This is a genomic window from Mesorhizobium prunaredense, assembly GCF_900156895.1.
GTDB classification, from domain to species: domain Bacteria; phylum Pseudomonadota; class Alphaproteobacteria; order Rhizobiales; family Rhizobiaceae; genus Mesorhizobium; species Mesorhizobium prunaredense.
In genome coordinates, this window is sequence record NZ_FTPD01000016.1 from 54,738 (window position 1) to 68,512 (window position 13,775).

Genomic DNA, 13,775 nt, shown 5'->3' on the forward strand with positions numbered 1-13,775 from the left:
CGGCCTTGGCCGACTGGAACCACAACAGTGCGATAAGATTGCAACATGGCCGAAGAAGCTGAGGAAAAGAAACTACCGGCGTCCGACAAGAAGCTTCGCGACGCTCGCCGCAAAGGCCAGGTTTCGCAAAGCCGCGACCTCGCCTCCGGCTTCACGCTTTTCGCAGCGCTTGGCTATCTATATTTTGCCTGGCCGATGCTGTTCGGGCACCTTTCGGAACTCGTGCAGACCGTGACCGCCCCCGGCGATTCGTTCGTTGAAGTCAGCCTGCGGGCCATCCGCCATTCGTTGTCATTGCTGATGCTTGCCACCTTGCCGCTCGTCGGAATCGTTGTCGTTCTCGCCGTGGTATTCGGCATGCTGGGAACGTTCGGGCCGGTCTTCTCGTTTGAGCCGCTCAAGCCGCAATTCGATCACATAAACCCAGCGAAGGGTCTTCAGAAGATCCTGTCGCTGCGTAACGTCGTCGAGTTCACCAAAGGCCTGGCCAAGGTGGTGTTGCTGGCCGGCCTGTTCGCATTCCTTTTGATCGCATGGCTGCAGCCGCTCTTCGATGCTCCGGGATGCGCTCCGTCATGCCTGGAGCCAATTATCAAAGCGGTGCTGATACCGCTTGGAATTGCCGCCGCCCTGGCCTTTGTCGTCATCGGCGTGATCGATGTGCCTATTCAGCGCTGGCTGTTCCTGCGCGACATGCGCATGACGACAACTGAATACAAGCGCGAACACAAGGACCTCGAAGGCGATCCGTTGATTCGACATGAACAGCAGCGACAGCGGCGTGAGGCCGTGATGCAACCTGCGAAGCTGGGCGTGAAAAACGCGGTCATCGTCTTCGTGGCTGGTGACCGCGCAGTGGCATTGCGTTACGTCAGGGGTGAAACGCCGGTGCCGACGGTCGTCGGCAAGGGCCAGGGCCGAGCGGCTGACGAGATGACGGCTCAGGCACGCCAGGCAGGTATTCCGGTGATCGAGGATGCGGTCGTCGCCGGCCCACTCTTCGAAAATACGAACACCGGAGCTTACATCGGTCAGGAGATGTTCTCACCGGTCGTACGCCATCTTGTCCGGCTCGGGCTCACTTGAGGCATGCTCGAACCGACCTTGCCGCAATGCCTGAGCAGCGTGACAAGGTCGGCAGCGACCTATTTAGCTGGACCCAACAGGACGTCGAGATCGACCGCGTCCGCCATCGCCTTGTATCCCGCGTCGTTGGGATGGAGGTTATCGCCGCAGTCGTAGTCGTCGCGCAGATACCCCGGCTTGGCCGGGTCTTCCATCACCTTGTCGAAGTCGATCACGCCATCGAAGCCGCCGCCGTTGCGGATCCATTCGTTGACCGCGACGCGTATCTTTTCTTTCTCGGGCGTGTAGTAACCCTCGGTGGGAAGTCCTTTGAAGGTGTCGGCGAAGGGGGTCAACGTCGCGCCTACAATGCGTTTGCCATGGGCGTGAGCGCGGTCGATGAGCTGCTTGTATCCGGTGATAATCTCTTCTGCGGTCGGTTCCTTGTCGTCCGGCGTAACTGCATTTTCGCCGGGCCAGCCGATATCGTTAATGCCCATCATCACGACGACGGTCGCGACTTTGGGATGGCTCAGGATGTCAGAATCGAAACGGGCCAGAGCATTGACACCCATACCGTCGGTCAATACGCGATTGCCCGAGAAAGCTTCGTTGACCACCGCGACCTTGCGGTTGGCCTCCTGCAATCGCTTGGCGATATGGTCTGGCCAGCGATTGTTGGCGTCGGGGGTCGAGCAATTCCCATCGGTGATGGAATCGCCGAAAAATACGACCGCCTGGGATTCCGGCGCGGCATCAACCCATATGTCGCTCAGAAACAGGCGCGATTTGAGCGTGCTGTCAGCCTTGAACGCTGCGTCGTTGGTGAAATTACCCGGGCCGGAGATGTAGGCGGTTTGCACGCCGTCCCAATGCACCGACGACAGCGCCGTCTTCTTCGGCAGGAAGATGCTGACCGAGATTTCGGAAAGCGCTTCTGCCGGGAGAGCGATGGGGTCGCTGAGGATCGGAGCTCCCGGCGGAACGACCACAGAACTCTTGCCGCCCCAAGTCAGGGGCTTCAGGGTCGCCGGGTCGACCTCGCCGTCCTTGCCTGCTATTCCGACGCTGCCGGCGCCGATGGTCAGCGGCTTTTCGCCGAAAGAATTCGACAGCACAACCCGCACGCTATTGCCGCCAACGCTGATGCGGGCGACCTGGCGGACGGTCTGGTTCTCCAATACCTCCGGCACTCCGAAAGGCGCAGGAAGATCGTCCGACCAGCGCGGAGCAGGTGTGGCAGCCCAAGTGGTGATCCAGGCTCCCTTTTCGGCGCCTTGTGCCGAAAAACCTGCGATGGCGGAGCCGGCCGCCACAGCTGCACAGATCAGGATAGTCTGACGTCGACGCCGCTTCCTCCCTGCTGCGGCAGAAAGCTCCGATGAAACCTTGTCCGCCAAAACCAAAGGCCTGTTGAGCCGCATTTTCATCTCCTCCTCGAGACATGCTGGTAATGCCGCCGCCGGCCTTATTATGACGGGCTGCCTGGAGAATGAAATTCAACTTCCGTGGCAATTTTGGACCAGCGTCAGGGGCAAGGATTGCGAGCGTGGAAGCTGGTGCTGCCTTATAGTCAAAACTCGCGTGCTGAAACGTCCGCTGCGCCCTCGCCGGATTCACTGGCGGACATCGATCCTGGGTCCCAATGTCTGGGTCATGACCCGCCGCACGACCTTGCCATCTGCGACATCGAGGCAGACGGTATCGACCAGGTATCGATACGCCACGATGTCGCGAGGCTCCAGCGCCTCAAAAGCGCGGTGCAGGAACGGCATGGAATAATGATGGTGTGGATAGAAGTTGTAACCGACCGCAACAGCCGAGTTCGCCAAGTTCGCGGCGCGATTGTGCTGTCCAAGAATAAACGGCGCCGGGCGGGCCGCATCGTAGTCAGGCGGCGTGATTGGCAGTTCGACTGGATAGGCGCACTCCCGGGTAAGCTTCATGACCTCATAGTTGGACGAGGCAACGTCCGACGACTTTGGCTGCACCTTCCTGATCCCGATCTGGCCCCAAGCTGAGGTCGGAACGTGGCCGGATTCACGACGATATTCCTGATAGCCGAAGTGACGGGCATAGAGCAGATAGGAAGCGTCGCGGAAAAAGCTCGGTGCGACCCGCACCCAGTCACCTTGTTTCGTCAGCGCCTCGAAATGTGCTTGCCGGATTTGCCTTGAATCGTACCAGCCGAGCCGCGCGTTATAAAAGACCGCGTCGCCGAATATGGTGACAACAATCCCGGTTACGATGGCAATTTTGGAAAACGAATTTTCCTTCGTTCTCGTCAGAGCCGCGACGATCAGACTGTTCAAGATGATCCAGTGCAGAAAAAGGGCGCCGCTCAGAAGGAAGATCCCGATATGCATGATATCGAAGAACGCGGTCAGTCCGATGAGCCACCGCCGGCGCAAAAAAGCGAGAAAGCATAGAAGCTGCGCAGCCAGGATAACGACATTCATCGGAATCTGGACCGCCCTGACTGCTTCATAAGCATGAGCGAGCAGCGATTCGGAAAAGCCCAGCGGGGCCGCGCCTAAGCCGTACCCGGCCAGCATGATGGAACTGGTCGGGTTCTCGAGGATCCAGCTCAACGGCCCTCCGTCAAGCGTGACCTTGGCCATCCCGGACATGAAGTAGTTGCCAAAATGGGCGCCGATCCCGGCCAGCAGCAGTATGCCGACAGCCTGGGCCGCGAAATTCCTGGTTCCGAGTTCGTCAAGGTTGGGCAGGTTGCTGGTGAAGGGCTTCAGCCGGCTTAAGCTCTGCAGCAGGCCAAGGCCCAACAGGCCACAGGCCAGGAAGAGACCGACCTCAATCAACGGCGCATAGTCGTTGCGGCCCAGTTCCGCAGCACCGGAGACTGCCCGCGTGACATTCTTGTGGAAGGCGAAATAGACCATCGGGAAAATGGCGAAGGATGGCCGCAGGATCGAAAAAAGCGCCGCCACAAGCGCAATCAGGCGAGAATAGACAAGTACATTGCCCAACGCGTCGGCGCGAGCTGCGTCGGCAATGCCGAGTTCGTCTCCAAGCCCGAAGCTGAAGAGGCCCAGCGTTATCGCCAGGCCGACGACGATAATTCGCGCAGCCCGCGCCTCGGCGGGATAGCGCACGAATGCAAAAAGGCAGCAAAGCAGAGCCAACCCGACGGCGCTTACCGTGGCGAGGGCAGGATCGTGCCACGCCACGCGGGATGCCGCCTTCTCGTACAGCAGGATCGGAACGACCCCGCACAGCAACGGGAAAAAAAGAAGTGCTGCAAGGACATAACGCTCAACGGGTGAACGCTCGATGCCGACTGACGGCCAACGCCGGGCGCTGCCCGCTCCGATGCTCATCCCATGCTTCTCCCGTCTTTCGGAATTTTCGCGTCACCTCTTCGGTGTTCGGTGCTCACCTTTCCGGTGACCGGATGAGCCGTCTTGCGGCCGGACTTGCCGCCACATTGCTGCACTGCAGCAAGGCAGCGTACTACAACTTAACCATGCAGGCAACGACGGCGTTTCAAGATGCCTTGGCCCAGTGCGCGCAGAATTGCGCCAATTATCGATAAAGGTCCGCGTTAAATTGCCATTCCTCCTAATTTTCGTACACAACAGCAACGGTGATCGCCCGGGCAGCGCCACCGTGCCCGGTGACGCGCCAGGGTGAAGGTTAAAAAAGTGTTGCATGACCACCTAAAATAGTAGCAAATGCTGCGTTGCGATATTTGCGTGTGCGATGCAACATTGAATTTGTCTCGCTGACCTGCAGGAAGCCGATCGCATCGGCGTCAGGTGCAAGGCAGTGGCTGAAGAGGCCATGGACAATGGTACTCGACACCCGGGCCAAACAAGTCGCCGGCGAGCACCATGGTATCGTCGTGATCGGCGCTGGCTTCGATTCAGTCTTTTTCCTGCACCAGTTCGTCGGACGGAGGAAAGCTCGTGTTCTCGTCCCCGAATGGGGACGCCACAACACGGATGATCGGCAGCTCGCACGCCGCGCAAACAGCAATATCCGGGACGAGGACGCCGGCAGATCGTGGAATTACACGATCGGCCTGGTCGGCGGAACCAACAACTGGTTCGGGCAGACGCCGCTGTTCCATGCCAACGACTTCAGGCTGAAAGGCCATGACGGCATCGGTCTCGACTGGCCGATCAGCTATGACGATCTCGAACCTTTGTGCTGCGGCCCAGGCGGTGATCCCCGCGAGAAGCTTTGCCAGGTGGGGAAAATACCATGACGGTGTTCTATGATAGCAGCCGTCCAGACGCTTTCGTCGGCGGTGCCGGTTCGGACGCAGTCACTTACGGCGCTTCGTCCCGTGGAGTCATCGCCGATTTGGCTTCCGGTCATGCTTACAAGTTGCTGTCGATACTGCCGCTGGGCGATTCCATTACATATGGAGTGATCGCGAGTTCTTCCGATACCGAAAGCGGCGGATATCGGAAGTTCATGCTGGAACAGTTGGCGGCACTCAATGTGAAGATCGACTTCGTCGGTTCCTCGTCCAACGGACCCGCCAGCATGGGCGATCGGGATCACGAGGGTCACCGCAACTGGACGCTCAATCAACTGAACGGCATCGACAACGATGTTGTGGCAGCTACGAAACCCGACGCCGTGCTGCTGATCGCCGGAACCAACGACAGCTCGACCGATAGCGTGCCAACGATGCTGCAGGATCTGCGCAGCCTTTTGCTCAGCCTGACCTCCAGCGATCCCGCCTTGACCGTCTTCGTCGGTTCCTTGCCTCCCGTTCGCGTCGGCCAACAGTCACAAGCGCGTGCAGACCGTGTCGATGCGTATAATGATGCAATGCCCGGTCTGATCTCTGAACTGGCCGCCCAGGGGCATAAGGTCGCCTTTGTCGACATGCGTGATCTGACACCGGATGACATCACCGCACCACCGCTTGATAGCGGGCTGCATCCGACTGCCGGGGGCTATGCAAAAATCGCCTCACATTGGATCGACGCCTTGGAACAACATCTCGACCTGGACGGGACCGGTATCGGAAGCGACCGCGACACCTTCACCAGCATTGAAAATCTTACAGGCTCTTCCTTTGCCGACCAACTCGGCGGAAACGAGGGAGCCAATTTGCTGGATGGGCTGGCCGGCGATGATTTGCTGGAGGGCCGCGGCGGCTCCGACCAACTCATCGGCGGGGTCGGCGCCGACACGCTCGTCGGCGGCACGGGTAATGACGTCTACTATGTCGACAATGCCGGTGACAAAACCATCGAGGCGACCAATGGCGGCGTCGACGAGACGCACGCTTATACAAACTGGACCCTGGCCGACAACGTCGAAAACCTCTTCCTGAGGTCGGCTGCCAATCTGGCGGCAAAAGGCAACGGGCTCGCCAACACCATGGTGGGCAACGGCGCAGCGAACACGCTCGAAGGCCTCGGCGGCGACGATCGGCTGGATGGCCGGGGCGGGTTGGACCGGCTCGTCGGGGGTCTTGGCGCCGATATCCTCATCGGTGGAACGGGAAACGACAGCTTCGTCTTCGCCGCCGGCCACGGCCACGACACCGTCACCGACTTCGACCTTTCCGGCGACGATCTCCTGGAGATTTCAGGCTACCAAAGATATAGCGAACTCCGGCAGGTCGGGAGCGACACGCTGGTCGTATTCTCCGACAGTGACACTGTTCTCCTCAAAGGCGTGACCAGTGCCTCCTTGAGCAGTTCGGATTTCGTCTGGATCGATCCACCCCATGAGCCGCCGCCGGGGTCAATCGTAGGGGACGACGGCAACAATACGCTTACCGGCGGTTCCGGTGCGGACGTCATTTATGGAATGGACGGCAGCGACGTCTTGAACGGAAAAGCGGGCGCCGACACGCTTGTCGGCGGCGCGGGCGATGACGTCTTCTATGTCGACAATGCCGGTGACAAAACCATCGAAGAGACCAATGGCGGCTTCGACGAGACGCACGCCTATCTAAATTGGACCCTGGCCGACAACGTCGAAAACCTCTTCCTGAGGTCGGCTGCCAATCTGGCGGGAAAAGGCAACGAGCTCGCCAACACCATGGTGGGCAACGGCGCAGCGAACACGCTCGAAGGCCTCGGCGGCGGCGATCGGCTGGACGGCCGCGGCGCGTCGGACCGGCTCGTCGGTGGTCTTGGCACCGATATCCTCACCGGCGGAACGGGAAACGACAGCTTCGTCTTCGCCGCCGGCCATGGCCACGACACCATCACCGACTTCGACCTTTCCGGCGATGATCTCCTGGAGATTTCAGGATACCAAAATTATAGCGAACTCCGGCAGGTCGGGAGCGACACGCTGGTCGTCTTCTCCGACAGTGACACGCTTTCACTAAACGGTGTCCTCGTCGCAAGCGTCTCGAACAGCGATTTTCTCTTCGTGTAGAGCGGCATCTCCCTACGCTATGTCAAAGACAGTCGCTGACATGCGGTCTCTTCGCGCAAATTGCCCTTCGTCGTTGCCTCGACCTCTTTTGCTTTATTCGCCCGTTTCGGTCTCGATCAAGACAAGGCGGTCGGTACCGGACTCCGCACCCCATACCTCGCCGGAGCGCCCGTTGAGCTGGCGCACGTTGGCGTTGTCGCGGTCGGACGGGAAGCTCGCGAAGGTCTGCGTTTCCGGGTCGAAGCGGACGATGGCGTTCGCGCTGAAATCGGTGAGCCAGACCTTGTCGCGTTCATCGACATAGACGGCATAGGCCTGGGGCTCGTCTCCGGGCAGCTTCCAGCTGCGCCAATCATTTGCTGGCGGATCGAAGACGCTAACCTCGCCGGCGTTCCATTCGCCGACCCAGATGCGGCCTTTGGAATCCGACCAGACGCGGCGGGCGCCCTGATCCGCGGTCGGCGGGTCGATCGGGGAAGCCTCGCCGGTCGAAACATCGATCCTGGCGAAATGGTTGCCGGCAAGCGAGGCGTAGTCGACCTCGCCGGACGGCGTGGTCGTGATCCCGTAGGGGCCGCGACCGCGCGGCGCGTCCCAAACGTCGACCTTGCCGCTCGCCGGATCGAGCCTGCCGTAGATGCCCTCCTGCCCGGTGAACCAGAGCCTCCCGTCCTTGTCGAAGGAACCGGTGTTGAGGTTGGCGTTGCCGCGCCCCTCGGGGAGCGGAAAGGCCTTCACCGCTTCCGTTTCGGGATCGACGCGCACGATGGCGTTGAGGCCGCCGTCGGTCACCCAGGCGGCGCCGTCGAGACCGACGATCACCCCGTGCGGCGCCGAGCCGTCGCCGAGGGTGATGTGCTTGACCGCGCCTGTATCAGGATCGAGCCGCCCAAGCGCGCCCTGTCCCTGGGCGGTGTACCATACGGAGCCATCCGGCGCCGGAGCGACATCGTGCGGGCCAGCGCCCTCCGGAACGGGATGGTAGCGGACCTTCTCCGCAGCGGCACGCGCGGCCACCGTGCAGAGCAACGCGGCGAACAGCGCCGACGCAATCGTACGGAACATGGCGAACTCCTCACATCGCGCGTTTCAATTTGCACAGCGAGCGATCCACGTATCCTTTTCGCGCCACTGCGGCGGCCGAACTGCAGATGGCGAGCTCGCGGTGCCGCTTGCTGATCAAAGTCAGGAGCTAATGTAGCCCCTGCCCTCGCCTAGGCCTCCAAGCCCAGAATCGTCGATAGGCGGTAGCATCGTGGGAAAACCTGCATTACGACGACGCAACCGCGGCCCGCAATCAGACTTGACGCGCGGAAGGCGTCAGCTTTGCCGCAAAAGTTCCAACGCCACCTCTTGCCATTCCGCATCAAGCGTCAACGTCGACGGCACGGCGTCGCAGCGACGATACCAATACTCCGCATTGGATTGATCGCCTTCCTTGCGATGCAGGTAGGCATGCACGCGCATACAAGCCGTATCGTCGCGCAGTTGCGCACGCTCGTGCGCCTTATCCCAATCGCCCTTTGCATCCCACCACAGCGCCTGCAGGGCAGGGCTCAAGCCGGCGGGCGGCTGTGATTTCGCAATCGAATCCCTGAAGGCTTGCAGATCCATTTTTCCACCGACGTGATCTACATGGGCGGCCGATAATAGTCCCGGATTCCCCAACAGCAAAGTTGCACCACGCACGGCAAAGAGGCGGTGCCCCGGTGCGTGCCATCGTCCAATCTCGGGCGGTACAAAAAAGCGCCGCCGATTACCGGTCGCTCGCGGCAGCTGGCTGGGCGGCTCCTGACGCCGAGCCATAATTTTTTTCGCGACGCGTTCCAGCGGCAAGCTGACCTTGGGCAAACAGTCGACCCTTTGCTGCTTCATTTCGCAAGCTGCCGAGCCGCATCTGGGCCAGGAGTTGCGCCGGCCGGTCTGGCGGTGCTCCAATTCCACCGGGAGCCGAGGGTCCGGGGGGATGCTCGGGGCTGCGCGAGTGCGTTGCCATCTCGCCGGCAGTGTCCAGTGCGGCGACCTACGACGCCGACGCAAAGGACTTTTACAGAGCGATCCGAGCACGACCGGCACCACTTCCGGTTCATTATCTTCCGGGAGGGTGGCGTGGAGATGCCCGAGCACACGGGAAAGGCATCATTGAACGATCAAACGCGAGTAGCCAAGAGCAACAGACTCTAATGCGGTGCGATTGAGAATTGTCAGCGAGCCGTGGTCGTATTGGGTCAGATACCGCCGTTCCCATTCTCTCAGGCAACGATTCACTTTCGCTCGAGACGCCGGGATCATTGCCGCGAGGTCGGTCTGCGAAATGTGGATTCTCAGAGCTCCATTCACGGTAGCCGTGCTGTGCGGGGTCTCAGTCAATCGCAACAGCGTGCTCGCCAATCGAATGGATAGGGCATTCGACGCACTGTGGATCACTCGCTCTTGCGCGTCGTGCGTTGCTTGGCATAAGTGCGGGATCACCTTCAGTGCGAGATCTGGGTGCTTGTCGAAGACACTAGCCATGAAAGCTGCTTCGATTTGGAGCAAGTCGCTGTCCACAACTGATGCAGCGTTCATGTTACTGTGTCGCGCGATGAACAATCTAGTCAAGTCGAAAGTGTCGCCTGGACCGAGATCGGAATAGATGAATTCTCGGCCATCTGAGAGGGGAACACTAAGACGAACTTTTCCATGGATTATGTAGTAAATATAACGCGGTATGTCTCCAAGGCGAGTTAAGACTTTATTCTTTGGAACACTCCGTAAGATGGCTGCTTTCGCCATTTCACTAAGAGTATCTTGCCCAAATTGCCGGAACAAGCGTATGTTGTTCAGTTGTTTGACCCGAACCTCAGCGCCATTCTCTGTCATGGCTCCCTCTCCCTGATAGGGTATGCGCCCCGCCCCCCTAAAGCATTGCCTTGACCACCTCTTTGAACGAGTCCGACCTCCAGTCCGTTCTCGCGCAAACGCGTCAAGACAGAAAATACTAACACATTAGGATACGATAAAATAGCGACTCGTCTGTGCCCGGGGTAACAGCGACATGTCTCTGAGAGATTTAAACCAAATCTAACCGACTGGAAGCCGTTGGGATAACCCCCTTCCTTATGGGATGGCGTGTGCCATGACCCAAAGAGGAGAAGGGATGCAACAGGATTCGGGGGGTCGTCTTATGCGGCATGCACCAACCGAGGCGTCGCGTGCGCTCTGGAAGCGGAGCGTAGAGCCGCTACGGCTCCCCGTGGGAGCAGTTTGCGTGTTTCTCGCAACTGCTGATTTCCTCCTTGGACAGACAATACTTCTTGCGTCAATTGAGCTCTACCATAGGGCCTTCGGCATGAGGCCGCCAGATATCTGGGATTCGATCTGCCTAAGTGTTACCGCCGGCCTATTGCTGGTCGCATTCATGACCGCCAGGGGCGCCTACACGGTTAGTGGCATCCTGGACGATCACTGCAGGATCAAAACACTCTTTGGCGGCTGGCTGTTTGTTTTCTTTTCAATTCTCTGGCTCGCCTTTCTCACGAAGACGACGTCGACGTTCTCGCGCGGCTCCTTGACGCTGGCGTTTGCGGTCGGATTCCCAATCCTGCTGCCTGGCCACGTGGTTCTAGCGCGTGGGCTGAAACGGCTTCTGGCGGCTGAGAAACTCGTGTTGCGCACAGTTTATCTGTTTTACTCTGGCGTTCCTGGAAAGGAACAGGGGATAATCAACAAGCTTGGGCAACAGGGCATCGCGGTTTGGGGTGTTTCGAACATCGAGAACCATGATGACACGATCGCAGCACGATCGGTGCATGCCGCCGTCGCAGCTGCACAGGCTGCGTTCCGTAGTGGCTCGTATGGGGCAGTTTATCTCTTTTGCTCTTGGGACCAGCGGAAGTTGATCGAACGCATCCTGGAGGAAATGTCCCGCCTCCCGCTGCCGATTTATCTTTTCGCCGACGCCTACATAGATAGAATTCTGGCTGGAAGCCCGCTGCACACCGGCTGGCAGCGAGCCTTCGAAGTCCAGCGTATGCCTTTGAGGCCTGCCGAACGCCTGCTCAAGCGGTTGTTCGACATTGCTGTTGCATCCCTGCTACTGCTGTTCCTGTGTCCGTTGATGGCCTTGGTCGCATGTGCCATAGCGCTCGAGAGCGGTCGCCCTGTGCTGTTCCGGCAGATGCGACGAGGTTTTGGTGGTAAGCCGTTCAATATTTACAAATTCCGATCGATGACGGTGCAGGAGAACGGTACACAAATTCGCCAGGCTCAGCGTAATGATGCGCGGGTTACGCGACTTGGCCGAATATTGCGCCGGTCAAACATCGACGAGCTGCCGCAATTGTTCAACGTGCTTCGGGGGGAGATGTCCCTGGTTGGGCCCCGACCTCACGCCGTCGCTCATGACGACACCTATACTTTGAACATTGCGAGCTATGCTTATCGCCATCATGTAAAACCCGGTCTAACAGGGTGGGCCCAGATCAATGGCTTTCGAGGGGAAACGAAGGAACTCTGGAGGATGGAAAAACGCATTGAGCATGACCTCTGGTATATACAATCCTGGAGCATGCTTCTCGACATTAAGATAATTTGGAAAACTGCTTTACTGATGTTTGCGGATCGCAACGCTTATTGATGTATAGCAGATTCTCAGGAAGCCTGCATGGATTATATGCACTCTGTCGTCCAACTGATTGATTGAACGGATAGTTTGGGTGAAGTTATCGGGAGCAAGGTTTTTCAAGTATCCTCTAGCCGAGGGAAAGAGAAGGATGTGGTGTCATCATTGACAGGCGTGGACCAGCGGTCCGTTACATCTTCGGAGCTTCCCCCTTCTTGCACCGCGAAACCGCCGTCCGGCGTTGGGCAGGGCCCTCTTGTGGTCGATCTCGACGGGACGCTAATCCAGTCCGACCTGCTGATGGAGTCGTTCCTGGCGCTCTTCGCCAATAAGCCATTTGTGGCGCTCCGGACGTTGGCCGCGCTGCGCGAGGGCAAAGCAGCGTTCAAGACTCGGATTGTGGACGAACTCGTGGTGGATGTGGCGCGCCTTCCCTACAATGCCTGCGTGCTCGCTTACATTGAAGCCGAGCGAGCGAAAGGCCGGCCAATCTACCTCGCCTCTGCATCCGATATACGCCTCGTCCGGGCGGTGAGCGGCCATCTCGGCCTCTTCGATGGCGTGCTCGGCTCGGGCGAAGAGGTAAATCTCGCTGGAAAGACCAAGGCGGAAGCTTTGTGCGAACGCTTCGGCGAGCGCGGTTTCGCCTATATCGGCGGGGACCGGGTGGATCTGCACGTCTGGAGCCGCTGCGGCGAGGCCTTGGTGGCCGGCGGCACCCCGCGGCTGCTACGGCAATTGCGCGGCACCATGCCGTTCGCCGTGTCACTGGACGAGGGCGGATCGCACTGGCGCGATTACGTGCGGGCCCTGCGGCCGCACCAATGGCTGAAGAACATTCTCGTTTTCGCTCCGGCCATCGCTGGCCACGTGATCGTGCCCTCAGCGCTGAACTGTATCATCGCATTCCTGAGCTTCAGCTTCTGCGCCTCGGCGGTCTACATCGTCAACGACCTCCTCGATCTTCCGTCCGACCGAGAGCATCCGCGCAAATGCCGACGGCCCTTCGCGTCAGGGGCTGTGCCGCTGATCCACGGGATCGCGATGGTGCCGGCCCTGCTCCTGGCCTCGCTGCTGCTGGCACTGACGCTGACGCCCACCTTCCTGCTGGTCGTCGGCGGCTACTTGGCCCTGACCACGGCCTATTCGCTCTATCTCAAGCGCAAGATCATCGCGGACGTGATGACCCTCGCGATCCTCTATGCCTTGCGGCTCGTGGGCGGCGGCGTCGCGGCCGGGGTGGCGATCTCGCACTGGCTCGAGGCCCTCTCAATGTTCCTGTTCCTCAGCCTCGCCCTGGTGAAGCGCTGCACGGAACTGGTGGAACGCGTCAAGAGCGGGCAAGGCGATCCGGCGGGCCGGGGCTATCAGCTCGGCGACCTGCCGAGCCTGGAGGCAATGGCGACGGCGAGCGGCTATCTCACCGCCCTCGTGATGGCACTCTACCTGAACAGCGAGGCGGTCACCTCCCTCTACCGCCACCCCGAGCGCCTTTGGTTGATCTGCATAGCGATCCTGTTCTGGATCAGCCGGATCATCATCAAGACCCGCCGGGGCGAGATGAACGATGATCCGGTGGTGTTCGCGGTGCGGGATCGGGTGAGCCTCGTCACTGGGCTCCTCTGCGCCTTCATCGTTATGGCGAGCATGTGAGGTGGGCGGGCGTGCGTCTCATTGCGATGTACGGGCTCTTCTGCCTCGTTGCGACGGGGGCGAACCTCGGCGTGCGATG

11 protein-coding genes are annotated in these 13,775 nt (G+C 59.7%); 6 read left to right on the forward strand and 5 right to left on the reverse strand.

The genetic code is table 11. The annotated features are described in order from the left end of the window. The first annotated feature begins 45 nt into the window (after positions 1-45). Positions 46-1,086 carry an EscU/YscU/HrcU family type III secretion system export apparatus switch protein gene (locus BQ8794_RS14260; RefSeq protein ID WP_077378542.1) on the forward strand — a complete coding sequence of 347 codons (1,041 nt, stop codon included), beginning with the start codon at positions 46-48 and terminating at the stop codon, positions 1,084-1,086. Between the two features lie 59 nt (positions 1,087-1,145). On the opposite strand, the gene BQ8794_RS14265 is transcribed toward BQ8794_RS14260, so the two are convergent. After that, a complete protein-coding gene (locus BQ8794_RS14265) occupies positions 1,146-2,495 on the reverse strand; it encodes an SGNH/GDSL hydrolase family protein (protein WP_244554957.1) in 1,350 nt (449 codons plus the stop codon). Positions 2,496-2,681: 186 nt separating this feature from the next. Next, complete coding sequence (locus BQ8794_RS14270; protein ID WP_143744552.1) at positions 2,682-3,965, reverse strand: hypothetical protein; 1,284 nt, start codon at positions 3,963-3,965, stop codon at positions 2,682-2,684. On the opposite strand from BQ8794_RS14270, the gene BQ8794_RS34685 reads away from it, so the two are divergent. The 3 genes from BQ8794_RS34685 (at position 3,945) to BQ8794_RS14280 (ending at position 7,440) form a co-directional block, all read left to right on the forward strand. Then, complete coding sequence (locus tag BQ8794_RS34685; protein ID WP_143744553.1) at positions 3,945-4,349, forward strand: hypothetical protein; 405 nt, start codon at positions 3,945-3,947, stop codon at positions 4,347-4,349. The two genes, BQ8794_RS14270 and BQ8794_RS34685, sit on opposite strands and share 21 nt — an antisense overlap. Positions 4,350-4,873: 524 nt before the next feature. Next, the gene (locus tag BQ8794_RS14275) at positions 4,874-5,293 is read left to right on the forward strand and encodes a hypothetical protein (protein WP_143744554.1); all 420 of its coding nucleotides are present in this window, start codon (positions 4,874-4,876) and stop codon (positions 5,291-5,293) included. Continuing rightward, positions 5,290-7,440: a GDSL-type esterase/lipase family protein gene (locus tag BQ8794_RS14280; protein WP_077378552.1), complete on the forward strand. Its 2,151-nt coding sequence runs from the start codon at positions 5,290-5,292 to the stop codon at positions 7,438-7,440. Before BQ8794_RS14275 ends, BQ8794_RS14280 begins: the two co-directional genes overlap by 4 nt. Positions 7,441-7,533: 93 nt before the next feature. Here BQ8794_RS14280 and BQ8794_RS14285 read toward each other — a convergent pair whose 3' ends face one another. From BQ8794_RS14285 to BQ8794_RS14295, 3 genes are all read right to left on the reverse strand, one after another. Then, complete coding sequence (locus tag BQ8794_RS14285; RefSeq protein WP_077378555.1) at positions 7,534-8,505, reverse strand: Vgb family protein; 972 nt, start codon at positions 8,503-8,505, stop codon at positions 7,534-7,536. A gap of 255 nt (positions 8,506-8,760) precedes the next feature. Then, entirely contained in the window at positions 8,761-9,054 is a 294-nt protein-coding gene (locus BQ8794_RS14290; RefSeq protein ID WP_077378558.1) for a hypothetical protein, read from the reverse strand. A 525-nt stretch (positions 9,055-9,579) separates the two neighbouring features. Beyond that, a complete protein-coding gene (locus BQ8794_RS14295) occupies positions 9,580-10,302 on the reverse strand; it encodes a Crp/Fnr family transcriptional regulator (protein ID WP_077378561.1) in 723 nt (240 codons plus the stop codon). 388 nt (positions 10,303-10,690) lie between these two features. On the opposite strand from BQ8794_RS14295, the gene BQ8794_RS14300 reads away from it, so the two are divergent. After that, a complete protein-coding gene (locus BQ8794_RS14300; protein WP_167378740.1) occupies positions 10,691-12,058 on the forward strand; it encodes an exopolysaccharide biosynthesis polyprenyl glycosylphosphotransferase in 1,368 nt (455 codons plus the stop codon). Between the two features lie 243 nt (positions 12,059-12,301). After that, a complete protein-coding gene (locus BQ8794_RS14305; RefSeq protein WP_143744555.1) occupies positions 12,302-13,696 on the forward strand; it encodes a UbiA family prenyltransferase in 1,395 nt (464 codons plus the stop codon). The last annotated feature ends 79 nt before the right edge of the window (positions 13,697-13,775 follow it).

Bases quoted from the DNA above. Each gene is read 5' to 3' on its own strand.
- BQ8794_RS14260 (WP_077378542.1), top strand. From the start codon at position 46: ATGGCCGAAGAAGCTGAGGAAAAGAAACTACCGGCGTCCGACAAGAAG.
- BQ8794_RS14265 (WP_244554957.1), bottom strand. From the start codon at position 2,495: ATGAAAATGCGGCTCAACAGGCCTTTGGTTTTGGCGGACAAGGTTTCA.
- BQ8794_RS14270 (WP_143744552.1), bottom strand. From the start codon at position 3,965: ATGGTCTATTTCGCCTTCCACAAGAATGTCACGCGGGCAGTCTCCGGT.
- BQ8794_RS14275 (WP_143744554.1), top strand. From the start codon at position 4,874: ATGGTACTCGACACCCGGGCCAAACAAGTCGCCGGCGAGCACCATGGT.
- BQ8794_RS14280 (WP_077378552.1), top strand. From the start codon at position 5,290: ATGACGGTGTTCTATGATAGCAGCCGTCCAGACGCTTTCGTCGGCGGT.
- BQ8794_RS14285 (WP_077378555.1), bottom strand. From the start codon at position 8,505: ATGTTCCGTACGATTGCGTCGGCGCTGTTCGCCGCGTTGCTCTGCACG.
- BQ8794_RS14290 (WP_077378558.1), bottom strand. From the start codon at position 9,054: ATGGATCTGCAAGCCTTCAGGGATTCGATTGCGAAATCACAGCCGCCC.
- BQ8794_RS14295 (WP_077378561.1), bottom strand. From the start codon at position 10,302: ATGACAGAGAATGGCGCTGAGGTTCGGGTCAAACAACTGAACAACATA.